Below are 26,322 nucleotides of genomic sequence, written 5' to 3' on the forward strand. Positions count from 1 at the left end.
TGTTGTGCGGGGGCATTTCTGGTGGTTCGGTGGCGTCTTATCTGGTGAACCGGGCAGTTCAGAACTAGATTTTCCTGAGTGCCGTCGGCCCCCCGGCTTTAATCCGGAAAAGAAGGAATTGGTCATGAATAAGCTGCTACGCATGATGTTTTTGTTGAAGGTGTTGGTGATGCTGTCCCTCGGTTCAACGGTTGCCTGGGCTGAGTGCGATGAGCATGAAAAACATGCATCGAGCGGATCGGTGGCGCAGGGCGAGTTGATGCTTGCCGCGACCGATGCGGATGCAGGCGATCCGGATGATGGCGAGGATGATGATGGTTCGCCAATCGACACGCCGGATGACGATGAGGATGCCGAGGGCGATAGCCAGACGTAGATATCCGACATAAAAAACCTCCAGCCCTGATCGGACTGGAGGTTTTTTATTGCCCGTGGCGAGGGAGCTTGCTCCCGCTGGGGCGCGTAGCGGCCCTTTTTGGGACTGCTGCGCAGTCCAGCGGGAGCAAGCTCCCTCGCCACCAGGGCTTTTCTGCCTTAAGTGCTTCGCTGCCTTTAAGCCTTACGCCGCGCCGTCGAGGAACCGCTCGGCGTAGTGACACGCCACCAGCCGGTTATCCAACGGCCGCAACGCCGGCTCTTCAGTCTTGCAACGCTCGGTCGCATACGGGCAGCGCTTGTGAAACGCGCAGCCGGACGGCGGGTTGAGCGGGTTGGGCAGTTCGCCGACGATCTTGATCTTCGGCTTGTTCGGGTCCGGGTGGATGGTCGGGGTGGCCGACAGCAGCGCCTGGGTGTACGGGTGCAGCGGACGGCTGTAGATATTCTCGTTAGGGCCCATTTCCACCGGGCGGCCGAGGTACATCACCATCACGTCATCGGCGACGTGCTGCACCACCGCCAGGTTGTGGGAAATGAACACGTAGGCGGTGTTGAATTCCTGCTGCAGGTCCATGAACAGGTTCAGCACCTGGGCCTGGATCGACACGTCCAGCGCCGAGGTCGGTTCGTCCGCCACCAGCACCTTGGGTTGCAGCATCATTGCGCGCGCCAGGGCGATGCGCTGGCGCTGGCCGCCGGAGAACATGTGCGGGTAGCGCTGGTAATGCTCGGGGCGCAGGCCCACCTGCTTCATCATCGCCTGAACCTTGTCGCGACGCTCGGTGGCCGAGAGGTTGGTGTTGATCAGCAACGGCTCGGCCAGTTGATCACCGATTTTCTGCCGCGGGTTGAGGGACGCGTACGGGCTCTGGAAGACCATCTGCACGTCTTTGCGCAGTTGCTTGCGTTCGGCCTTGTTGGCGCCGGTCACTTCCTGGCCGGCGATTTTCAAGGAGCCGGAGGACGGTTCTTCAATCAGCGTCAGGGCCCGGGCGAGGGTGGATTTGCCGCAACCGGACTCACCGACCACGGCCAGGGTCTTGCCGGCTTCCAGTTCGAACGACACACCGTTGAGGGCGCGCACGGTCGCATGGCCCTTGAACATGCCACGGGACACTTCGTAATGACGGGTCAGGTCACGGGCGGTAAGTACGACGGCCATCACGCCACCTCCTGGTTCAACGGGTAGAAGCAGCGGGCGAGGCTGTTGGATTTCGGATCGAGGGCTGGGCGCTCCTGGCGGCAGTTATCGCGCACGTACGGGCAGCGCGGCGACAGCAGGCAGCCTTGCGGACGGTCGTAGCGACCGGGCACGATGCCCGGCAAGGTCGCCAGGCGCTCGGCGCCCATGCTGTGCTCCGGAATCGCTGCCAGCAGCGCTTCGCTGTACGGGTGCGCCGGGATGTCGAACAGCTCCGGCACCTGGCCCACTTCCACCGCTTGGCCGGCGTACATCACGCATACACGCTGGGCGGTTTCAGCCACCACGGCGAGGTCGTGGGTGATCAGCACCAGGCCCATGTCCTGCTCTTTTTGCAGGGCCAGCAGCAGGTCCATGATCTGCGCCTGGATGGTCACGTCCAGGGCGGTGGTCGGTTCGTCGGCGATCAGCAGTTTCGGCTCGCCGGCAATCGCCATGGCAATCGCCACGCGCTGGCTCATGCCGCCGGACAGTTGATGCGGGTAGGCGTCCATGCGGCTGGAAGCGCCGGGGATCTCGACTTTTTCCAGCAGTTCGATGGCGCGCTTGCGCGCGGCCTTGCCGGACATTTTCAGGTGCAGGCGCAGCACTTCTTCGATCTGGAAACCCACGGTGTAGCTGGGGTTGAGCGCGGTCATCGGGTCCTGGAAAACCATCGCCAGGTCCTTGCCGACGATCTGCCGGCGCTGGCGGTTGCTCAGCTTGAGCATGTTCTTGCCGTCGAAGTTCAGCGCATCGGCGGTGACGATGCCGGGGTGCTCGATCAGGCCCATCAGCGCCATCATGGTCACGGATTTACCCGAGCCGGATTCGCCGACGATGGCCAGGACTTCGCCTTTTTCCACGCTCAGGTCGAGGCCGTCGACCACCGGCACGGCGGTGGCGTCGCCGAAGCGGACGTTGAGATTCTTGATTTCTAGCAGTGACATGGGAATCTCCTCAGGCGGCATTCTTGAGTTTCGGGTCCAGCGCATCGCGCAGCCCGTCGCCCATCAGGTTGATTGCCAGCACGCTGAGCAAAATGGTCAAGCCCGGCAGGCTCACGACCCACCACGCGCGTTCGATGTAGTCGCGGGCCGAGGCCAGCATGGTGCCCCACTCTGGGGTGGGCGGTTGCACGCCGAGGCCGAGGAAACCCAGGGCGGCGGCATCGAGGATCGCCGAGGAAAAGCTCAGGGTCGCCTGGACGATCAGCGGTGCCATGCAGTTGGGCAGCACGGTGATGAACATCAGGCGCGGCAGGCCGGCACCGGCCAGGCGGGCGGCGGTCACGTAGTCGCGGTTCAGTTCGCCCATCACGGCGGCGCGGGTCAGGCGCACGTAGGAAGGCAGCGAGACGATGGCGATGGCGATCACGGTGTTGATCAGGCCTGGGCCGAGGATGGCGACAATCGCCACGGCCAGCAGCAGCGACGGCAGGGCGAGCATGATGTCCATCAGGCGCATGATGGTCGGGCCGAGCAGGCGCGGGAAGAACCCGGCGAACAGCCCCAGCAGGATGCCCGGGATCAGCGACATCACCACCGACGACAAGCCGATCAGCAGCGACAGGCGCGAACCCTGGATCAGGCGCGACAGCAGGTCGCGGCCCAGTTCGTCGGTGCCCAGCAGGAACTGGATCTGCCCGCCTTCAAGCCACGCCGGCGGCGTCAGCAGGAAGTCGCGGTATTGCTCGCTCGGGTCATGGGGTGCGACCCACGGCGCGAAAAGTGCGCAGAACACGATCAGGATCATGAACAGCAGCCCGGCCACGGCGCCCTTGTTGCGGGAAAACGCCTGCCAGAATTCTTTGTACGGGGACGGGTACAGCAGGCTTTGATCGACTGCTACCGCGGTAGTTGGAGTACTCATGGTTTTGATCTCAGCGCTGGTGACGGATGCGTGGGTTGGCAAAGCCGTAGAGGATGTCCACGACGAAGTTGACCAGAATCACCAGGCAGGCGATTAACAGGATGCCGTTCTGCACCACGGGATAGTCCCGGGCGCCGATGGCTTCGATCAGCCACTTGCCGATGCCCGGCCAGGAGAAGATCGTTTCGGTCAGGACCGCACCGGCCAGCAGCGTGCCGACTTGCAGGCCGACCACGGTCAGCACCGGGATCAGCGCGTTGCGCAGGCCGTGCACGAACACCACGCGCGATGGCGACAGGCCCTTGGCCTTGGCGGTGCGGATGTAGTCCTCGCGCAGCACTTCGAGCATCGAGGAACGGGTCATGCGGGCAATTACCGCCAGCGGAATGGTGCCCAGCACGATGGCCGGCAGGATCAGGTGATGCAACGCGTCGAGGAACGCACCCGGCTCATCGGCCAGCAGCGTGTCGATCAGCATGAAGCCGGTTTTCGGCTCGATGTCGTAGAGCAGGTCGATCCGCCCCGACACCGGTGTCCAGCCCAGGGACACCGAGAAGAACATGATCAGGATCAGGCCCCACCAGAAGATCGGCATCGAATACCCCGCCAGGGAGATGCCCATCACTCCGTGGTCGAACAGGGATCCTCGCTTGAGTGCCGCGATCACCCCGGCCAACAGGCCCAGGATGCCGGCGAACAACAGCGCGGCCAGGGACAACTCCAAGGTCGCGGGAAACAGCGAGCTGAACTCGGTCCATACGCTTTCACGGGTGCGCAGCGATTCGCCGAGATCTCCCTGGGCCAGTTTGCCGATGTAATCCAGGTACTGGGCATACAGCGGTTTATTGAGGCCAAGGCGTTCCATTGCCTGAGCATGCATTTCGGGATCGACCCGACGTTCGCCCATCATCACTTCCACGGGGTCGCCGGGGATCATGCGAATCAACGCGAAGGTCAGCAAGGTGATGCCGAAGAACGTGGGGATCAATAACCCCAGTCGGCGGGCAATAAAACTAAACATCTTCAGGTGTACCTCATCAGCCGGTTAGGCGTGCCCTTCGACGCTTGGGTCAAGTGTCGAAGAGCGCTTTCTTATCTACTTCACCTGGGTGGTGGCGAAGTTATTGGTGGTGAGCGGGCTAATCACGTAGCCCTCTACGTTCTTGCGCATTGCCGTGAACATCCGGGTGTGGGCCATGCTGATCCATGGCTGGTCCTGGTTGAAAACCACCTGGGCCTGCTCATAGAGCTTGGCGCGCTCCTCGGGGTTCACTGTGGCGCGTGCCTGGTCGAGCAGCGCCTGGAATTTCTCGTTGCACCAGCGCGCATAGTTTTCGCCGTTCTTGGCCGCTTCGCAACTGAGCATAGGCGTCAGGAAGTTATCCGGATCGCCGTTGTCGCCCGCCCATCCGGCGGAGACCATGTCGTGCTCACCGTTTTTGGCGCGCTTGAGCATCTCGCCCCACTCCATCACGCGGATGTCGACCTTGATCCCGACCTTCGCCAGGTCCGCCTGCATCATCTGCGCGCCGAGCATCGGGTTGGGGTTGGTCGGGCCGCCGCCGTTGCGGGTGAACAGGGTGAACACGGTGCCTTCCGGCACGCCGGCTTCCTTGAGCAACTGGCGCGCCTTGTCGAGGTCGCGGGTCGGATTCTTCAGGTCGTGGTTGAAGCCCAGCAGCGTCGGCGGGTACGGGTTGACCGCGGCGGTGGCGTTACCTTTGCCGAACAGCGCGTTGACGTAGGCTTCCTTGTCGAAGGCCAGGTCGATGGCTTTGCGCACCCGCACGTCGCTCATGTATTTGTGGCTGGTGTTCAGGGCGGTGTAGGAAACGGTCATCGCATCCAGCTCGGTGACCTTCAGGTTCGGGTCTTTCTTGATGCTGGGGATATCGTCCGGTTTCGGGTACAGCGCAATCTGGCACTCGTTGGTCTTGAGTTTTTGCATGCGCACATTGTTATCGGTGGCGATCGCCAGCACCAGCGCATCGGCCGGCGGTTTGCCCCGGAAGTAGTCCGGATTGGCCTTGAAGCGAACCTGGGCGTCTTTGTTGTAGCGCTGGAAGATGAACGGCCCGGTGCCGATCGGCTTGTTGTTGAGGTCGCCGGCCTTGCCTGCCTTGAGCAACTGGTCGGCGTATTCGGCCGGGTAGATCGAGGAGAAAGCCATGGCGACGTCGGCCAGGAACGGTGCTTCGCGGCGGGTCAGGGTGAACTTGACCGTGTGCTCGTCGACTTTTTCGACGTTCTTGAGCAGTTCCTTGAAGCCCATGCTTTCAAAGTACGGGAAACCCACGCTCGACAGTTTGTGCCACGGATGATTCGGGTCCAGCTGGCGCTGGAAGCTCCAGACCACGTCGTCGGCGTTCATGTCGCGGGTTGGCTTGAAGTAATCGGTGGTGTGGAACTTGACGCCTTTGCGCAGGTGGAAGGTGTACGTCAGGCCGTCGTCACTGATGTCCCAGGATTCGGCCAGGGCCGGAATCACTTCGGTGGTGCCGGGCTTGAAGTCGGCCAGGCGGTTGAAAACGGTTTCAGCCGCGGCGTCGGCGGTGACTGCAGTCGTGTACTGGACAATGTCGAAGCCTTCCGGGCTGGCTTCTGTGCAAACCACCAGGGGTTTGGCCGTGGCGCCAACGGCGGCGCTCAGCAATGCGGCGGCGATGGCGGCGCGTAGGGGGGTCATGTTCATCGTCAATCCTCTGCAATCGGTTGAACGGCAAAAACCGAACGGCCGACCTTGTGGGTCGACCGTCGGTGGAAAGGGTTAGAGAATGTTGAACGGGATGGTGGTGACCAGGCGGAATTCGTTGATGTTGCCATCAGCCTGGTTTTCGCTGGCGCGGTGAGTGGTGTAGGTCGCACGAATTGCGGTGGCCTTGAGCGGGCCGCTCTGCACGGCGTAGGACGCGCCGACACCGTATTCGTAGTGAGTTTCGCCGTCCATCAGGCTCAGGTCGCCGCGCTGCTTGCCCGGATCGGTGTAGGCTGTGCCACGGTAATGCGTGCCGTCGATGCCCCAGCCACGTGCCTGGTAAATGTTGAACTTCAGGCCCGGTACGCCGTACTCGGCCATGTTCAGGCCGTAGGCGATCTGGAACGATTTCTCGTTCGGGCTGTTGAAGTCCGACAGCAGGGAGTTGGCCAGGTAGATGCCGTTGGTTTCATGCAGGTAGTCGAAGTACTCGTCGCCGTTCACTTCCTGGTAGGAGAACGTCAGGCTATGAGCCTGGTGAGCAAGGCCGAGCGACAGGGAGTAGGTATCGTTGTCGATATTCCCCATCAGCTTTTTGCCTTCGTCGACGGTTTTGTAATAGTTCAGGCTGGTGGTCAGGCTGAGCACCTGGCTATCGCCCAGTTCATGGGTGGCGCCGAAGTAGTATTGATTCCAGAAGTCTTCGACCTTGGCGCCATACAGGCTGGTTTTCAGGCTCTTGAACGGCTGGTAGTTCACGCCGGCGGTGTAGACTTTGTCGGTTTCTACGCCCGTGGCGGAATACTCGGTGCGAAATTTCGACAGGCTCTGCTCGGTCCGTGGCGAAACGCGATCGAAACCGGCCAGATCGAACGAGAGGTTGTTGAATTCTTCACTGTGCAAACTAATACCTTCGAAGCTCGAAGGCAGTGCACGGTTACCGATGACATCAACGATTGGCGTACTGAAGTTCTGGCGACCTGCGGTCAGCGTCGTGTTCGAGGCACGGAACTTGACGTTGGCCAGGCCCAGCTTGCTCCACTGGTCCACGGCGTCCCCGTTGGAGTCGGCCAGAGTACGGTTGGAACCACCGGCAATGTGCTTGCGATCCCGGTCCAGCACGATAGCGTTGTAGGCGGCGACCTCGGTGCTAACGCCGACGGTGCCCTGAGTAAAGCCCGAGGTGTAGTTGACGATGGTGCCCTGGACCCAGTTGATACGACGAGCAATCGGCGTAGCTGGCACGGTAGGGTCATTTTTTACGCTGTTTGGCTTGTAGCTGAAGCGGTCGTCACGGCGTTTCAACTCGTTGGAGTACCAGTTACGCGTCGTGCCCCCCAGGCTCTGGCCGTCGATGAAGCCTTTTGCTTCGCTCTGGGCGCTGCTGTCGGCCAGCGCGGTAGGAACGAATTCCTGGCTGACAGATTCAGCGTAAGCCGTGGCCGTAACGCTGCTGATGGCCAACGCCAATATCGCGGTGCTGCTCAGTTTCATGGGTAACGCTCCTTTTTCTTTCTTTTTTATGCCGATCTTTTTGGGTGATTCGGCTATCGGTTTACAACTCATCTACAGTTTGCAAACGTTTGCTTGGCGCCTGATCGGCGAATTACGGCAAGACGTCGGCGTGGGGCCTCCAAAGGAGGCCCCGCTGTGTGGCTAACGGTTATGGGTTCAGGCTGACGCCCGAGAAGACGTTGCGACCGAAGGGGCTGACCTTGAACCCTTCGACTTTGGTGCTCAGCGGCTGGTTGACCGTCGAGTGGGCAACAGGGGTGATCGGCACTTGCTGCTTGAGCAACTGCTGGGCCTGTTTGTAGAGCACGGTGCGCTGGTCGCGGTCGGTGACGACCTTGGCCTGCTTGATCAGCTTGTCGTAATCCTGGTCACACCACATGGAGTAGTTGTTGCCGCCAATGGCGTCGCAGCTGTACAGCGTGCCCAGCCAGTTGTCCGGGTCCCCATTGTCACCGGTCCAGCCGATCAGGCTGATGTCGTGCTCGCCGTTCTTGGTGCGCTTGATGTACTCGCCCCATTCGTAGCTGACGATCTTCACTTTCAGGCCGATCTTCGCCCAGTCGGCCTGGAGCATTTCGGCCATCAGCTTGGCGTTGGGGTTGTACGGGCGTTGCACGGGCATGGCCCAGAGGGTGATCTCGGTGCCTTCCTTGACGCCGGCGGCCTTGAGCAACTCCTTGGCTTTTTCCGGGTTGTAGGGGACGTCCTTGATCGTGTCGTCGTAGGACCATTGGGTCGGTGGCATGGCGTTCTGCGCCAGTTGCCCCGCGCCTTGGTACACGGCGTTGAGAATGCCTTGCTTGTTCACCGCCATGTCCAACGCCCGGCGCACTTCAACCTGGTCGAATGGCTTGTGACGGGTGTTATAGGCGATGTAGCCGAGGTTGAAGCCGGGCTTCTCGATCAGTTGCAGCTTGGGGTCGTTCTTCAAGGCCGGCACGTCGGCCGGACGCGGATGCAGAGTGATCTGGCATTCGTTGGCCTTGAGCTTCTGCACCCGCACCGACGCGTCGGTGTTGATGGAGAAAATCAGGTTCTTCAGTTGCACCCGTTCCGGCGCCCAATACTTATCGTTGGCGACATAGCGGATGTTCGAGTCTTTCTGGTAGCTCCTGAATTCGAACGGCCCGGTGCCGATCGGCTTCTGATTGATGTCGCTTGGCTTGCCGCCCTTGAGCAACTGGTCGGCGTATTCGGCGGAGAGGATCGAGGCGAAGCTCATGGCGATGTTCTGGATGAACGCGGCGTCCACGCTGTTGAGCGTCATGACCACGGTCAATGGCCCGGTCGCTTCCACCTTGGCGATGTTCTTGTTCAGGCTCATGCCGTTGAAGTACGGGAACTCGGTGGGGTAGGCCTTGCGAAACGGATGCTGCGGGTCAAGCATGCGGTTGAAGGTGAACAGCACGTCGTCAGCGTTGAAATCCCGGGTCGGCGTGAAGTAATCGGTGGTATGAAATTTCACCCCTTCGCGCAGGTGAAAGGTGTATTTCAAGCCGTCTTCGGAAATGTCCCAGCTTGTCGCCAGGCCAGGAACGACGTTGGTCGCGCCTTTTTCAAACTCGGCCAGGCGGTTGTACAGCGGCTCGGCGGCATCGTTGTCGGTGGCGGTGGTGTATTGCGCGGTGTCGAAACCGGCGGGGCTGCCTTCGGAACAGAACACCAGGCTGCCGCCGGCGGCCTGTGCTGCGGATGTGGCGGCCAGCAGGCCGGTGCCCAGCAATGCGGATAAAACCAAGGTATGGCGCATGACGCTCCCTCTCTCGTTCGGGGTGTTTGACAGTGAACCGGTGTCCTTCCAGGGACGGGGCCGGGGCACTGGGCTCATTCCAATGCGTGAACAGCGCTGCAGCAGGATTGGCAAAACCTCCAGCCCCGACGGTATGAGTCGTGTGCCGGGCGGTATATGCGCAATGCCTGAAAGACTTGTGGGAAAAGGCGACACGTCCTAAACCAACTGCTGTGGTTCGCAGTGCTTTTGGATGTAGGCAATTTCCAAGTCTTTGTCTCGGCAGATAAAGCAACGGCGACGTTGGAAACGCCGCCGTTGATTACCTTTATTTGCTGACGCTGACGCCGTAGAAGGAGTTCAAGCCAAAGGGGCTGATCTTGAAGTCCTGCACGTTGGCGCGCATGGGTTGGTACACCGTCGAGTGAGCGATAGGTGTCATTGGCACCGCGTCCTTGAGGACGTGTTGCGCTTGTTTGTAGAGTTCGGTGCGCTTGGCCTGGTCGGTGGTGCGCTTGGCTTCCTTGACGAGGCCATCGAACTTCTTGTCGCACCATTTGGAGAAGTTGTTGCCGGCCAGCGAGTCGCAGCCGAACAGCACGTTGAGCCAGTTGTCCGGGTCACCGTTGTCACCGCTCCAGCCAATGATCATGGCCTGGTTCTCGCCGCCCTTGGAACGCTTGATGTACTCGCCCCATTCGTAGCTGGTGATCTTGACCTTCAGGCCGATCTTGGACCAGTCGTTCTGCAGCATTTCCGCCATCAGTTTGGCGTTCGGGTTGTACGGACGCTGAACCGGCATGGCCCACAGAACGATCTCTGTGCCTTCCTTGACGCCGGCTTCCTTGAGCAGCGCCTTGGCTTTTTCAGGGTCGTACTGGGCATCTTTGATGGTGGTGTCGTAGGACCACTGGGTCGGAGGCATGGCGTTGACCGCCAGTTGGCCCGCACCTTGGTACACCGAGTCGATGATCTGTTGCTTGTTCACGGCCATGTCCAAGGCTTGACGAACGCGCAGGTCAGCCAGTGGGTTGGGCTTGTCGTCGCCTTTGACTTTGTCCATCACGTTGTAAGCCACATAACCCAGGTTGAAACCCGCCTGGTCAGGCATCTTCAGCGCTTTGTCGTCCTTGAGGGCCTTGAGGTCGGCCGGGCGTGGGAAGAGGGTGATCTGGCACTCGTTCTTCTTCAGCTTCTGGATTCGCACCGACGGGTCGGTGGTGATGGCGAAGATCAGGTTATCGATCTTCACGTCTTCAGGTTTCCAGTAGTCCTTGTTGCCGGTGTAGCGGATGTTGGAGTCTTTCTGGTAGCTCTTGAACACGAACGGGCCGGTGCCGATCGGCTTCTGGTTGATGTCGGCAGGCTTGCCGTCCTTGAGCAGCTGGGCGGCGTACTCGGCGGACTGGATCGAGGCGAAGCTCATGGCCAGGTTCTGGATGAACGCCGCGTCAACATCTTTCAGGGTGAACTTGACGGTGTGGTCGTCGACTTTATCGACCTTGGTGATGTTGGTGTCCATCCCCATGTCGGTGAAGTACGGGAATTCGGTCGGATAGGCCTTACGGAACGGGTCATCCTTGTTGATCATGCGATTGAAGGTGAACAGCACGTCGTCGGCGTTGAATTCACGGGTCGGCTTGAAGTACGGGGTGGTGTGGAACTTGACGCCTTCACGCAGGTGGAAGGTGTAGGTCAGGCCGTCTTCGGTGATGTCCCACTGGGTGGCCAGGCCAGGAATCACGGCGGTGCCGCCGCGCTCGAACTGGGTCAGGCGGTTGAACATGGTTTCTGCAGAGGCGTCGAAGTCGGTTCCGGTGGTGTACTGACCAGGGTCAAAACCGGCCGGGCTGCCTTCGGAGCAGAACACCAGGTTAGTCGCGGCGGAAGCGAAAGGAGCGCTGGCTAGTAAGCTTGCGCCGACTAAAAACGGAATGACCGCTTGTTTAAGCATGTTGGCCTCATGATTTGTTGTCATTTTTGGATTTGAGGGCGACCTCGTGAGTCGTCCTGCGGATACTTATGCAGGCCCCATACCCAATGCAAGATCCAGAGCGGTTTCAAGTCTGAAACAGTGGCACGAACGTACCTTAATGTCGCATCCTTATAACTTTTGACGCATTTGAACGTTTGCGCAGGTTTTTTTGGGGCAAGCGGCGCTCCGTACCGGTGCGCTGCGAGGCTGCAACGCACCGGCCTGGGGCGGGTTTTACTTGTTCAAACCCACGCCGTAGAAGGGTGTAAGGCCGAATGGGCTGAGTTTGAAATCGACCACTTCCTTGCGTATCGGCTGGAACACCGTCGAGTTGGCGATGGGCGTGATGGGCACCTGCTGCTTGAGGATTTTCTGCGCCTGCCGGTACAGGTCGATGCGTTGCTGGCGGTCGGTCGAGACCTTGGCTTGCTGGATCAGCCGGTCGTAGGCCGGGTCGCACCACTTGGCGTAGTTGCTGCCCTTGACCGCTGCGCAGCTATAAAGCACGCCGAGCCAGTTGTCCGGATCGCCGTTGTCGCCGGTCCAGCCATAAATCATCACGTCGTGTTCGCCGTTCTTGGCGCGCTTGATGTACTCGCCCCATTCGTAGCTGATGATATTGGCCTTGATGCCAATCCTGGCCCAATCCTGCTGGATCATCTGTGCCGACATCCGCGCGTTGGGGTTGGAGGCACGCTGCACCGTCATCGCCCATAAATCGATGGTAGTACCGGGCGCAACCCCGGCTTCCTCAAGGAGCGCCTTGGCCTTGGTCACGTCATGGGGCGCGTCCTGGATCGCCGGGTCGAACGACCACTGGGCCGGCGGCAAGGCGTTCTGGGCCAGTTGCCCGGCGCTCTGGTACACGGCTTTGATGATGGCTGGTTTGTCGATGGCCATGTCCAGCGCCTGGCGGACCTTGAGCTGGTCCAACGGCGGATGCGTGACGTTATAGGCGAGGAAGCCCAAGTTGAAACCAGGCTGCTTGAGCACTCGCAGGTTCTGGTCCTGTTCCATCACCTCAATGTCAGCTGGACGCGGATAACCGCTGACTTGGCACTCGTTTTTCTTGAGCTTTTGCAGGCGCACGGCGGCGTCCGGGGTGATGGAAAAAATCAGGTTGTCGAGCTTTACGTCCTCAGGTTTCCAGTACGCGCTGTTGGCGACGTAGCGGATCTGCGAGTCCTTCTGGTAGCGCTTGAATACGAACGGACCGGTGCCGACGGATTTCTGGTTGAGGTCGGCGGCCTTGCCTTCCTTCAACAACTGCGCGGCGTATTCGGCGGACTGCACCGAGGCGAAGCTCATCGCCAGGTTTTGCACGAAGGCGGCGTCGACGTTGTTCAGGTTGAAGCGCACGGTGTGCTCGTCGACTTTCTCGACGCTTTTGATCGTGGTGTTCAGACCCATGTCGGTGAAGTACGGCGACTCGGTGGGGTAGGCCTGGCGGAACGGGTGTTGTGGGTCGAGCAGGCGTTGGAAGGTGAACAGCACGTCGTCGGCGTTGAAGTCGCGGGTGGGACTGAAGAAATCGGTTGTATGAAATTTCACACCCTCGCGCAGGTGGAAGGTGTAGGCCAGGCCGTCGGGTGATACGTCCCAGCTTGTGGCTAATCCGGGTTCGACCTCGGTGCCGCCCCGTTTGAATTGGGTGAGGCGGTTGAAGACGGTTTCGGCCGAGGCATCGAAGTCGGTGCCGCTGGTGTATTGGCTGGGATCGAACCCGGCGGGGCTGGCTTCGGAGCAGTAGACCAGGGTGGTGGCGGCCTGGGCCATTGGGGCGCTGCTGATCAGGGCTAGGGCCAGCAGGAGTGGTTTGAAGGTGGTTCTGTCCATGAAATCCCTTAAAGGGTGATGAGGGTTTTTCTGGAGAGTAGCGTTGCGGGTGGGGGCGTTGGAAATATCGAAAAGTGAGGGGGACCCGTGGGTTTGGGCATACCGCGCTGTTCATCAATATTTAATTGACGCCGGAATAATGGCTATCTAGTATCGCGCCACTATTTTGATATTGCTTTTCGGGCCGGGGTTGACGCACGTCTTACCCGCCTTGGGACGAAGTCATGTTTGGCTCTGCTGCCGACCGACTTCGGTATGGATGACCCTTTAATTGCGCTGCAACGAGACCCGATCATGGACGACCGCCAATACGCCTTCCTGGCCCGCCAACCTTCTGCTGCCCCGCAAACCCGCGAGCGGTTTCTCGGCATGCCCAAGCGCGGCCTGGCGTTCCTCTTGGCCAACGTCATGTTCTGGCAACCGATGTGGGCCCAGGCCGAGGGCATCGTGGTCAGCGCGCCTGGCACCAGCCTGGACCGGGCGGGCAACGGCGTGCCCATCGTCAACATCGCCAAGCCCAATGGCAGCGGTCTGTCACACAACCAGTTCAAGGACTACAACGTCGACGGCAGCGGCGTGATCCTCAACAATGCCACCAACCGCACCCAATCCACGCAACTGGGCGGCATCATCCTAGGCAACCCGAACCTCAACGGCACGGCCGCCAAAATCATCCTCAACGAAGTCAATGGCGGCAACCCGAGCCAGTTGCGCGGCTACACCGAAGTGGCGGGGCAATCGGCGCATGTGATTGTTGCCAACCCCTACGGCATCACTTGCAACGGCTGCGGTTTCATCAATACCCCGAAGGCGACGTTGACCACGGGCAAGCCGATCATCGAAAACGGTCAGCTGAGCCGCTATCAAGTGGACCAGGGCAGCGTCGCCATCGAAGGCGCGGGCCTTAACGCCAGCAACGTCGACCGCTTCGAAATCATCACCCGCAGCGCCAAGCTCAATGCCGAGATCCAGGCCAAGAACCTGACGATCGTGGCCGGGCGCAATGACGTCAACGCAGAGACTTTGAGCGCCACCGCTCGCGCCGATGACGGCAGTGTAAAGCCGGAACTGGCGATTGATTCCTCGGCGCTGGGTGGGATGTACGCCGGCGCGATCAAGCTGGTAGGCACCGAGGCCGGCGTCGGAGTGAAGCTGGACGGCAAGTTGATTGCCAGCGGCGGTGATATTCAGCTTGATGCCAATGGGCGTTTGAGCATGGTCGATACCTCGGCCAGCGGTGCGGTCAATGTCAAGGCTGCGAGTCTTGATGCGCGGGGGCCGGTTTACGCGGGGACGACGTTGAATGCGCAGACCCAGGGTGATCTGACGAACCGGCAAACGTTGGCGGCGCGGGACGGCATCGTGCTGAATGCCGGTGGGCAGCTAATCAACAACGGCATTATCGAGGCGGGGGTCAACCCGGATAACACGCGCAATGCTTCGGGTGATGTGAGCGTTACGGCACAAAGCCTGAACAACAACGGCAAGAGCATCGTTGCCAGCCGTAACCTCACGGCCAACGTTGCGCAGACGTTGAACAACCAGGGCGGAATGCTCAACGGGGCAGCCACTGTTATCAGCGTCGGAACACTGGATAACCGCAATACCGGGCGCGTTCTAAGCAACAATACCTTGAGCCTGGACGCCGGTCAGGTCCTGAACAATGGCGGTGTCATCAGCAGCGGCAAGATCGGCGGTAACGTTGGGCAGCTCATTAACCGTAACGGCGAACTCTCCAGCCAAACCGATACCGTACTGACGACCACTTCGCTGGATAACGTTTCAGGCTTGATGACGGCTGGGCGTCTGCTGGATCTCACCGCGCTCGGCACCATCAATAACAGCACCGGCAAGATCGGCGCAAAACAGGCTCTGGTCATTCGGGCGCAACAGTTCGACAACAGTCAACAGGGACAGATGACCAGTGAGGGGGCGCTGACCACCCGGATCGGCGCTCAGCTCAACAACCAGAAAGGCCTGATCCAGGCCAATGGTGCGATGGATGTGCAAGCCACTCGCTTGGATAACCGCACCGGCAAAATTTCCAGCCTAAATACCCTGGGCATCAACAGCACCAGTGTCGATAACCGTGGAGGCCTCATTCGCGCCGATCAGGCCGCGAAACTGTTGATCGATGAACTGGATAACCGAGCCAAGGGCCGCATTGAAAGCAAGGCCGCGTTGGCGTTTGAAGGCAACTCGCTGGATAACAGTGATGGGGGGCTGGTCACTTCGACAGGGGAGATGAATCTGAAGGCCAAAGAAGTGGCCAACGATGCCGGACGGATTTCCGGCAAGGGCGATATCGAAGCGACTGTCGACATCTTGAGCCAACAGGGCGGCGAGCTGGTAGCTGAGGGCAATCTGCTCCTGACCGGCAAGAGTCTGGACAACCGCCAGGATGGCTTGGTCGGATCACTCAAGACACTGACAATGAACGTCGATCAAATCGACAATCGCGGTGGCTCGCTGTCCAGCCAGCTGGATATGCACATCCAGGGCGCTCGCATGGACAACAGTGAGGGAGGCAAGGTGCTGTCCGACACCACGCTGGGCTTGAAGGTCGAGCAGATCATCAACGCCACCAATGGCCTGATATTCAGCAAAGGTGCGAGCACGCTCAGCGGCATCGGACTGAGCAATATCGGCGGACGGATTGTCACCCAGGGCAGCTTGGAATTGGACTTCGATGACAGCCTGGACAACCAGCAGGGCTTGGTCAGCAGCGAAGGTCAGATGACCTTGGATGCCGGTCGCCTCGACAATCGCCTGGGCAAGCTTTCGAGCCTTGAAACGATGGCACTCACATTCGTCGGCGCCGCGCTTAACCAAGGCGGCCTGATTGCATCCCAAAAGGGTCTGACGTTGAACAGCGCGAGCCTCGACAACAGTGATCAAGGCTTCATCAGCGCGAAGGCCAATTCAACACTGACCACCGGTGGGATGAAGAACCGTCAGGGCGGCAGTCTCGCCACCGACGGCACGTTGTTGCTAACAGCGGCGCATCTCGACAACTCCGGTGGGAAGATCGGCAGCCAACAACAGCTTCAGGTGTCCGTCACCTCGCTGAAGCAGGACGGCGGCGAGCTATTCAGCAACAGCGACCTGACCCTGGATCTCAATCATGGTCTGCTGAACAACCAGCGCGGCAATCTTCATACTCCGGGTCAATTGCTTCTGAAAAACCTCAATGAGGTGAACAACAGCGGTGGCGAAATTTCCGGCGCAAAAGCCTGGAGCATCAATGCTCAACGCCTGAACAACGATGGCGGAAAATTATTGAGCAATGAAAAGCTGACCTTCGTCATCGATCAGGCACTCAGCAACATAAAGGGATTGATCGCCTCCGCCGGCCTCGACAGCCGCAGTGCCACGCTGAACAACGCTAACGGCGAAATCCGTAGTAGTGGAGATGTTGATCTCACCATCGCTGGTTTTTTTGACAACCAGGCAGGCGTGGTCATCGCTGATAACAGTCTCACGGTCAAAGCGGCCGAGTTGGATAACCGCCAAGAGGGCTTGGTAGGTGCGACAAAAGCACTGGCATTGACCGTTGGTCGTCTCGATAACCGCACCGGCGAACTGTCGAGCAAGGCCGACGTGACCCTGACGGGTGCCTGGCTTGATAACAGCGACAGCGGCTACATCCTGGCTGGCGGAAACCTGGCCTTGACTGTGGGACAGATCATCAACCGCAACAAGGGGCTCATGTCCGGTGACACGGGACTGACGCTGACGGGGAAAACGCTGGAAAACAGCGGCAGGCTCATCACTCAGCGTGACCTTGCGATCAATCTCTCCTCGGATCTGAACAATGATCAAGGCGGCCTCCTCAGCGAAGGCTTGCTAACGATCAATGCCCAAAGCCTGAGCAACAACGGCGGTACAGTCTCCAGCGCCAAGACCTTGGCTATCGAAACCCGCGATACCGTCAGTAACCGTGCCGGCCAACTGCTGACCGACACGACGCTCACGATCACCAGCAGTGCGCTGGACAACCAGCAGAAAGGCATGCTGAGCAGCAAGGGCAAACTGAACATCACTACCGGTGCGCTGAACAATAGCCAAGGCAGTATGTATTCCGGTGACCAGCTGGAAATAAGCGCCGGTCAGATGACTAATGCCGCTGGCAGCTTAGGCGCTGCCAATTCGTTGGTGGCCACTATCCAGGGGCTCGATCAGCAGGGCGGCCAGTTGTTCAGCAAGGGCAACTTGAGTGTCGACTTGAATGGTGGCGGGCTAAATAATCAGGGCGGCTTCATCGGTGCGCCGGGCCAGTTGTTGCTGAAAAATCTAGGTGAGGTAAACAACCGCGGTGGTGAAATTTCCAGCGACCTGGCTTTCGATCTGGTCGCCACATCGCTGGACAACAGTGGCGGACAGTTGCTCAGTAATCAAAAGCTCACCCTGACTATCGACAGCGCGCTGATGTCGGTGAAAGGCAAGATCGCGGCTGCCGCGCTGCAAATCCGCGCAGCGAGCCTGGATAACAGCGGTGGTGTATTGCTCAGTGACAGCGATCTTGGCGTGACCGTTGATGGATTGCTAACTAACGACAAAGGCACGATCAAGGCTGAGCAACAACTGAGTCTCGACAGCGTCGGTCTGAGCAACGTGGGCGGCACGCTGTTGGGTGGCTCGGGTATCGACATTGATCTGGGGCCGGCAACGGGGGATCTGGATAATCGCAATGGTTTGATCAACACCAAAGGCGTGTTGAGCATCGCTCATCTGCGTGACCTCAATAACCAGATTGGCGAAATCTCCAGCGTCAACAGCTATAGCCTGACCGGTAACCGCCTGGATAACCGTGGCGGTAACCTGATCAGTAATGATCGATTGAGCCTATCCGCCGTCGAAATGAAAAACCAGGGCGGCTTGGTGTCCGGCTGGAATGGGCTGACGGTCGGCGGCGGCTCGCTCGATAACAGTCAGGAAGGCACGGTTTCCAGTTTGCTCGGTAACCTGACCATCGACCTCAGAGGCGCGTTGATCAACCACAATAAGGGCGGTATCGCCGGTAAGGGCGAGCTGAACCTCACAGCGGCCAGCCTCGACAACAACAGCGGTATCGTTACCAGCGGCGGCAAACAGACGCTGACTTTCACCGGTGGCGCCCTTACCAACACCTTGGGCGGCCTGATCGAAAGCGGTGACACCTTGAATATCCATGCGGCCGGTTTGGATAATACATCTGGCCGTGTCACCGCCAGCAAAGCGTTGGCCTTCACCGGATCTCAACTGAATAACACCAGCGGCAGCCTGGTGGGGGCAGACAGCGTCACCCTCGACTTGCTGGGTGCCCTGACGAACGTCAATGGCGCACTTGGAAGCACAGGCCCACTGGTCATCAAACGCTCCAGTAGCGTCGATAACCAGGGCGGCCAGTTGATCAGCCAGTCTCTTTTTAAGCTGCTGACTTCTGGCGACTTGAACAACAGCAAAAGCGGGACAATTTCAGCCATCGGCCAATTGAATCTCACCGTTGGCGGCATTGCTCATAACGATGCCGATGGCCTGATTTCCAGTCGTGACGCTGACGTGACCCTTACCGCTGGCGGACTGAACAATGCCAAAGGCGCGGTGCAAAGCTACAGCGCCTTGAGCGTGAACGCGGGTAACGGCGCCATCGACAACCAGGGCGGCAAAATCATCGCCCAGACCGGTGATTTGAACCTTATCGCCGCCAGCCTCGACAGTCGTAGCGGCGTGCTGTCCAGTTTGAAGGGCCTGTTACGAACTCGCCTGACCGGAGTGCTACGCAACGGCCAGGGCGGCAAGCTTGAAGGCGGCCGCCTTGACCTGCGAGCGCTGGGCGGCATCTACAGTGACGCTGGCCGTATCGCGGCCAACACTGGCGACATCCTGCTCGATGCTGGCGCCAATGCTTTGGACAATGGCGGCGGCGGAATCTACGCCAAGGGACGGGTGAATGTTGCGGCCGGGTCACTGAACAACAACGCCGGTCAAATCAGCGGCAGCAATATCGAACTTGGCGTCAATGGCAGCCTTACCAACAATGGCGGCCTGGTAGAAAGCGCCACCACTCTGGCAGTGCGAGCCGCCAATCTCGATAACCAGGGTGGGAAGTTGCGGGCGTTGGGTACCAGCGGCAAGACCGATTTTCAGATCGGTAGCTTGTTCGATAACCGTAACGGTCTGCTGGAATCCGCCAATACGGACCTTACCCTCGCAGCACCGAGCTTCCTCAACGCAGGAGGGACCGTCACACACGTCGGCCAGGGTGAGTTCGGTATTTCCACGGCCAACGTCATGAATGCCGGTGGTTCGTTATTGACCCGGGGTGGATTGACGCTGAACGCAAGCAGTTGGACCAACAGCAGCGTGATCCAGGCAGGACGCCTGACGGTCAACGTCAACAACTTCACCCAAACTGCCAGCGGACAGTTGTTAGCAGCGAACCAACTGATAGGCAAAGGCGGTACCTGGATCAACGACGGGTTGATTGCCAGCGATGGGAGCCTGGACATCCAGTTGACTGGCGGCTACAGCGGTAATGGCCGCGTGAGCAGCCTGGGTAATTTGACCCTCAAGGCCCCGCAGCTCGGTTTGACGAGCGTTTCGAGCATCGGCTCTGGCGGGCTCGGCACCATCAACGTGGACGGTTTGCTGAATAACGTCGGCGGTCGCCTGACGTCCAATGGTGACTTGATACTCAACGCCGGAGCAGTGAGCAACAGCGGTACGCTCGGCGCCGCCCAAGTACTCACGATCAAGACGGCCAGCCTGGTCAATAATACCGGGCTGATCTTCAGTGGCGGCAACATGAATCTGCTTGCCAACGACTTCACGAACCAGACCGGCGATATCTACAGCATCGGCAATCTGACGATCGCGGGGAGGGATGGCGGTCGGGCGAATAACGTCAACAATCTCGCCGCGTCGATCAATGTTGATGGTGATTTTTCGTTGTCGGCGAATAGTTTCAACAATAAAACCGAAGGCGTGGTTGGCGAAGAAAAATTTATCGCCGGGGACATTACGTTTGACCGGCTTGCTACGTTCTACGTAAACGAACGCTATGAGTCGACATCGACAATTTCAGGCCCGCAAGCCTCTCTTATAGTCGCGGGTAACCTGACAGGTGACGTCGGATCCTTCAACAATACCGCATCGCTGGTCTCAGCCGGTAAGTCTATCAAGCTAGACGTTGACACTTTTAACAACCTCGGGCTTCAGTCAGGAAGTTTCACTCGTTCGCGAATATATAAACTTAGTGGACTGCCTAACGACGAAACTAGCTGGATCAGCGCAGGCCTACAACGTTACGCAGATCGAAACTCAGAAAATCCATATAGCTATATTAGAAGGTGGCATGAGCCGGACAAAGGAGGAACTTTTTGGGACTATAACTCGCCCGATAAACAGAAACTCAACAAAATAAATACCAAGTTTGGTATTGGCGCCGAAGTCGCCATACCTACCCAGATATTGTCGGGCGCGCTGAAGAAAGATGACCGGATCTTCACCAACGGCGGCGGCAGCGTTTCGTCCATCGTGCAGGCTGGGCAGGCTGTAGAAATCAACGCCAAAACCACGATCAACAACGGCAACCTCAACCCTTACACCAACTTTGATGGCACGGCCAAGACTTCGGCTGACACAGCCGTCAAGAGCGGCGTCAAACCGACTATCGTGTTCTTGAACCCGCAATTGCCGCCAAACTTGGCCCAACAGCAGGTCAATCCACTGGCGCTGCCAGGCTTCACCCTGCCGGTAGGCAACAATGGCCTGTTCCGCCTCAACGGGAAGGGCGCAAGCGAGCAGACGAATGTGCCAGACGAAGACCGAACCATTGGCTCGGTTACCGGCACGACTGCCGAGCGCTCTGTCGGGTATCCAGCAAGACCTGCCACCGCTTTGCAGTTCGATCAGAATGATCCAGTTGCAATGAACAAGCGTGACCTGATCCTGGCCGCTCGTCCGTCGTTGAACCTTGACGACAAGACCGCCCTGATCAATGTCAACGCGAGCGCCGGTGACGGCCCGGTGGGTGTGCTGTTGCCCAGCCGTGACAAGGGCGCGTTCGACGTGCCGCGTGTCCAGGGGCTTCCCGACACCAGCGTGCGCTCCAACCCGCAAAAATACCTGATCGAAACCAACCCGGCGCTCACCGATCTCAAGCAGTTCATGAGTTCGGACTACCTGCTGGACAAGCTGGGTTACGACCCGGACACCAGCGCCAAACGTCTCGGCGACGGCCTGTTCGAACAGCGGTTGGTGCAACAAGCTGTGGTAGCCCGTACCGGCCAACGCTGGATTGACGGCCAGACCTCTGACGAAGCGATGTTCAAGTATCTGATGAACAACGCTGTGGCCAGCAAGGAGCAGCTCAACCTGTCGCTGGGCGTGACCCTGACCTCCCAGCAAGTGGCGGCCCTGACGCATGACATCGTCTGGCTCGAAGAGCATGAGGTGAATGGAGAGAAAGTGCTGGTGCCGGTGCTGTACATGGCCCAGGCCAACAATCGCCTGGCACCCAACGGTGCTTTGGTCCAGGGCGGTGATGTAACCCTGATTGCCGGTGCGGATCTAATCAACGCCGGCACGCTACGAGCTTCGAACAATCTATCGGCCGAAGCGGGCAACAACCTCACCAATAGCGGTTTGATCGAGGCCGGCGAGCGTCTGACGCTCAAGGCTGGTAACAATATCGTCAACAGCGCCGGTGGCATCATTACCGGTCGCGACGTGAGCTTGACCGCCACAAAGGGCGACGTGATCAATCAGCGGGACGTCTACGGTTTTGATACCAACTATGGCGGGACGCTACTGCATCGGGATGTCTTGAACAGCGCTGCGCGGATTGAAGCGGCCAATGATCTCAAGATCGATGCGGGGCGCAACGTCAATAATATTGGTGGGGTATTGCGAAGCGAGGGGGACCTGAAGCTTATCGCTGGTCAGGATGTGAATATCACCTCGGTCCAGGATCGCCGAACGGATTCGCGCGGTAGCAACTTCCTCAACCAGACCATTACCCAACATGCAGCCGAAGTGACTTCCGGAAGGGACCTGTCGATCAGTGCCGACCGTGATGTCGCGGTTGTCGCCAGTCGATTGGATGCCAAGCGTGATCTCATCGTCGATTCCGGTAATGACATTGTCATCGCCTCGGCCGCCAACGAAAGAGATTACGTCTCGCGCAGCAAAAGACGGGCGAATGAAACGCATAGCGTCACCCAGCAGTCGTCGGTATTAAACGCAGGTCGAGACATCGCGCTGAATGCGGGCAACGATCTGGGCATCATCGCTAGTCGGATCAAGGCCACTGAAGATGTCAGCCTTGATGCGGTACAGGACATCACTGTTGCGTCGGCAAAAGATGAAAGCTCTTCCTATTACTACAGGAAGAAAAAAGGTTCATTCGGTCGAAGCAAGACGACTCAAAAAGAAAGTTATGAAAGCGAAAACGTCGCTTCGGTCATCGAGGCGGGTCATGACCTGACTGTTAACGCGTCCAAAGATAACGACGGAGCCGTCAGCCTCGATGGAGGGCGCAATGTCGCGATCATCGGCAGTCAATTGAATGCCGGTAATGATCTGGTGGTCGGTGCAACCCAAGACGTAGCTGTTCTGTCCGCCACGGAGGAGTCTGGCAGTTACACCAAGAAGACCAAGACTGGTCGGTTTGGCATGTCGAAAAGTGGCAGCAGTCAACTACAGACTTCTGTCACCCAGATAGGAAGCGAGTTAAACGGCGGCCACGATGCAGTGGTAATCGCTGGACGTGACGTGCGCCTGAACGCAAGTGAAATCAATGCCAACCACGACGCCGAGCTACACGCCGGGCTAGTGGACAAGGAGGGTGATATTACCCTGTCGTCTGCGGACGACGAGGCTTACAGCCGTGCCGAGAAATACAAGAAAAAAGTGGGCATGTCACTCAAGGACACTATCGGTGCATTTGCGGGCACACCAGGATTGGGGGCCGATATTGCAGTAGCAGCCTCACAAAAGGGTGGTCGGGAAGTCGTCAGTTCCACCAGCATTGGTAGTCAGGTGAATGCTGGGCACGACGCAATTCTCGATGCGGCCCGTGACATCAACGTTATCGGAAGTGGAGTCAGCGCCGATAACAATGCTTCGTTAAAGGCAGGGCGGGACGTCAACGTGGTCGCCTCGATCGATCAGCAGCGTAGCAACACTTGGAAGACGGACAAAAGTGTAGGTCTGAAGCAGACCATCGACAGCAACGCGTTTTCAACATTTGTTGGTAGTGAAACCATCCAACACGGCGTCAACAGCAAGGGATACACCGCCGCGGGTAGCTCCATCGATGCGGGAATGAACCTCAATGTGAATGCTGGTCGCGATATAAATCAGCAGGGCTCCGATCTGACGGCCGAGAACAATATCCGCTTCAAGGCTGGGCGCGATATCAACATTGATGCCAAGGAGGAGGCCAGCCAAGTCACCATTATTGACAGCATCAAACGCAACGGCCTTACGGTGACGACGGCCTACAACATAGGCAATACGATTGACGGACTCAAGGGCACCGGCAAGGGCGAGGACGGGGTCAGCAAGGGCTCAAGCGTACTCAAAGCGGTGGATACCCTTGACCAGTTCTTCAGTGGGCCAAAGTTTGACGGGCATTTGGGGGGCTCCAGTGTCAGTTCTAGCCACACTCAAAGCTCAGTGACACAACGTCCGTCGACGCTTTTGGCGGGCGGCGATATTTCGCTGGACGCAGGAAACGACATCAGTGTCAGCGGCAGCCAGTTCAATGCCGGTCGTGACATCAACGTCACTGGCAAAAATATCACGTTGGATGTCGCCCACGGCTCAGACAGCAGCGAGGGGAGTTCCACCCAGAGTAAAGGTGGTGTCAAGGGCGGCACCACGGGCGGCTTCAAGCTCGGAGTTGGTGTCAGCAACGCAGGTACTGAGGATAAATTATTCCAAGGTTCCTCTTCGCCGACGCAGCTAACCGCAGGCGGCAACATAAATCTCGACGCGAAGAATGACTTGACCTTGATCGGAACCCAGGCGACCGCGGAGCGGGACATTACCCTCAAAGCCGGTAACGATCTGAACGTTCTTTCCGCGCAAAACGCTTATAGCAGTTCTCATGATCGACGCAGCTGGGGGGCAGAGGGCGGCATTATCGCCGGTCAAGATGGATTCGGCGTTTATGGCTCAGTAAACGTTGGGATCGGTGATCTGAATCGCAAAGGCGTAAGGCAGCAAGAGGCTTATCTGTACGCCGGCAACAAACTGGGGTTCGAGAGCGGACGTGATACCAACATTGCCGGCGCCACTTTGCGTGGTGATGAAGTCATCGGTGACGTTGGTCGCGACCTCACAGTGACTTCGGTACCCAACACCGGCAAGGTTGAGGGCAAGGAGTTCGATGCCAGTCTCACCGTCGCCGTCAGTTTCGGCGCGACCGTGAGTGGCTCTGTGGGTTATGGCCAGACTAATGGCAAGACCAATTGGGTTGAAAACCAGACGGTTATTAACGGTAAGAACAAAGTCGACATCCGTACCGAAAACCACACCCAACTCGACGGTTCGGTGATCACCGCCGATAACGGTAACCTGAAGCTCGATACCGACACCCTCGGGCACCGCAATATCACGGGCAAGGACAATGAGCACGGTTACTACCTCAGTGTCAGCGGCAGTTACGGCGGCGGCAATGGTTCTCAGGAAGACAAGCCGAACAAAGGCATGGAAGGCGAGAGCAAAAACAGCTGGGCAATCGAGGGTTACAACTACAAAAAAGATCGGGAGCAGGTTCTCAATGCCACGGTGGGGGCGGGCCAGGTTGTCGTGCGTGACGACAAGACCGCGGCTCAAGACTCTACGGCCGGTCTTAATCGTGATGTGAACCAAGCCTACGTTGTGACCAAGGATAAGGAGCACCGGACTGATCTGTACGTGAGTAGTTCTTCAATCGATGCGGTCAGCCATCCGGTCGAGACGGTGACGAAGTGGGGCGACAATGTTGTCAATTTCAAGGCGAACATGGTCAAAGAGGCCGAGGCTGGGGTCGATTTCCTTACAAATCTGGATCGAGCAATAAGTGCCCAATTGGTCGGGACTGGCGATGTTCCTCAAGCGCTTATTGATAAGTTGGGCAGCGAGCGGGCGCTTGCCGTTACTAAAAATTTCGTTCGACAGGGGCTTGATCCAGAGCGGATCAAAATATTGCCTGCTGCCGTGCTGGACGGACTGGCTGAGTTTGCAAAGCAGGCAGCTGATTACGAAAAACTGGTAGAGAGCTGCACCGCAAACAATACCTGCCCGGGCATGATTACATTGGGTGGGCCTGATAGGCCGGGCTCTATAGAACTACCGCCTACTCAGGTTCCGGCTGAGCTTATTACTCACGGACAGCTTGCACTGAACCAAGTGTTGGATGTGATTGACCTCGCCCAAGGCATGCCCACGGAGACATTTGAAGCCACCGTTATCGGCATTCAGGCGCTGATGGGGCCCATGAAGTTCCTTTTAAGCGTGACCGCCAATGGGTTGCTCAACGCTGCATATGGCCCTGAAATCGATGAACTGAAAGATCTGGCCGCGATCAAGGTGGCGTCGAAACTAATTGGAGAGCCTGAGCACGAGCTGACGAAGAGACACCAAAAGGCCAAAGCCGGACATGACGAGGGAAATGATGAGTATCAGTACGACGGTGATGGATACGTCGTTGCGAGTCGTTTTCTGATCGATGCGGTGCTGGGAGAGTTCAAGTCCCTTGGTATCAAGGCTAGCGGGAGAGCCATCCAGATTCTGGATAAGCAAAATCCACATGACGTTCTAGGCGGCCCGCATAGAGATACGACAAAGCCGAAAAATGACGGTTTTGACTCCCACCATTGTCCGGCCAAAGGATGCTATGTCGGAGCACCCATAAGCTCAAAAGATGGCCCGGCAATCAAGATGTCCCCGGCCGATCACGCAAGGACAGCGAGTCATGGCCCTTCCGATGCAGCTGTGGCATATAGGGCGAAGCAGGAAGAGCTGTTAAGTCAAGGGAAATTGATGGAGGCTATCGACATGGATGTAAAGGATATACGGAGCAAGTTTGGTGATAAGTATGACGCGGCGATAGGCCAGATGTTGGATTATGCGTCTAAGTTGAATCCGGATGATTTTAGGAAAAAATAGTG

At 58.4% G+C, this 26,322-nt stretch carries 11 protein-coding genes; 2 read left to right on the top strand and 9 right to left on the bottom strand.

Features of this window, described 5'->3' with window-relative positions:
* Positions 1–124 precede the first annotated feature (124 nt).
* Complete coding sequence (locus J3P82_RS04600) at positions 125–376, top strand: hypothetical protein (RefSeq protein WP_434561065.1); 252 nt, start codon at positions 125–127, stop codon at positions 374–376.
* Between the two features lie 183 nt (positions 377–559).
* Here J3P82_RS04600 and J3P82_RS04605 read toward each other — a convergent pair whose 3' ends face one another.
* The 9 genes from J3P82_RS04605 to J3P82_RS04645 all read right to left on the bottom strand — a co-directional run bounded on the left by J3P82_RS04605 (position 560) and on the right by J3P82_RS04645 (position 13,180).
* A complete protein-coding gene (locus tag J3P82_RS04605; protein WP_434561067.1) occupies positions 560–1,540 on the bottom strand; it encodes a peptide ABC transporter ATP-binding protein in 981 nt (326 codons plus the stop codon).
* Positions 1,540–2,508, bottom strand: coding sequence for an ABC transporter ATP-binding protein (locus J3P82_RS04610; RefSeq protein ID WP_434561069.1), 969 nt, complete (start codon positions 2,506–2,508; stop codon positions 1,540–1,542). Before J3P82_RS04610 ends, J3P82_RS04605 begins: the two co-directional genes overlap by 1 nt.
* Before the next feature lie 10 nt (positions 2,509–2,518).
* Positions 2,519–3,430 carry an ABC transporter permease subunit gene (locus J3P82_RS04615; protein WP_434561071.1) on the bottom strand — a complete coding sequence of 304 codons (912 nt, stop codon included), beginning with the start codon at positions 3,428–3,430 and terminating at the stop codon, positions 2,519–2,521.
* Positions 3,431–3,440: 10 nt separating this feature from the next.
* Entirely contained in the window at positions 3,441–4,451 is a 1,011-nt protein-coding gene (locus tag J3P82_RS04620; RefSeq protein ID WP_305496852.1) for an ABC transporter permease subunit, read from the bottom strand.
* A gap of 75 nt (positions 4,452–4,526) precedes the next feature.
* Entirely contained in the window at positions 4,527–6,122 is a 1,596-nt protein-coding gene (locus J3P82_RS04625; protein ID WP_434561073.1) for an ABC transporter substrate-binding protein, read from the bottom strand.
* A 75-nt stretch (positions 6,123–6,197) separates the two neighbouring features.
* Positions 6,198–7,619 carry an OprD family porin gene (locus J3P82_RS04630; RefSeq protein WP_434561075.1) on the bottom strand — a complete coding sequence of 474 codons (1,422 nt, stop codon included), beginning with the start codon at positions 7,617–7,619 and terminating at the stop codon, positions 6,198–6,200.
* Positions 7,620–7,788: 169 nt separating this feature from the next.
* On the bottom strand, positions 7,789–9,390 hold the full coding sequence (locus tag J3P82_RS04635; RefSeq protein ID WP_434561077.1) for an ABC transporter substrate-binding protein: 1,602 nt from the start codon (positions 9,388–9,390) through the stop codon (positions 7,789–7,791).
* Between the two features lie 307 nt (positions 9,391–9,697).
* Positions 9,698–11,323: an ABC transporter substrate-binding protein gene (locus J3P82_RS04640; RefSeq protein WP_434561079.1), complete on the bottom strand. Its 1,626-nt coding sequence runs from the start codon at positions 11,321–11,323 to the stop codon at positions 9,698–9,700.
* 255 nt (positions 11,324–11,578) lie between these two features.
* Entirely contained in the window at positions 11,579–13,180 is a 1,602-nt protein-coding gene (locus tag J3P82_RS04645; RefSeq protein WP_434561081.1) for an ABC transporter substrate-binding protein, read from the bottom strand.
* Positions 13,181–13,474: 294 nt separating this feature from the next.
* On the opposite strand from J3P82_RS04645, the gene J3P82_RS04650 reads away from it, so the two are divergent.
* Complete coding sequence (locus tag J3P82_RS04650; protein ID WP_434561083.1) at positions 13,475–26,320, top strand: hemagglutinin repeat-containing protein; 12,846 nt, start codon at positions 13,475–13,477, stop codon at positions 26,318–26,320.
* Positions 26,321–26,322 lie beyond the last annotated feature (2 nt).

This window comes from Pseudomonas sp. Z4-20 (assembly GCF_051131955.1).
Taxonomy (GTDB): domain Bacteria; phylum Pseudomonadota; class Gammaproteobacteria; order Pseudomonadales; family Pseudomonadaceae; genus Aquipseudomonas; species Aquipseudomonas marvdashtae.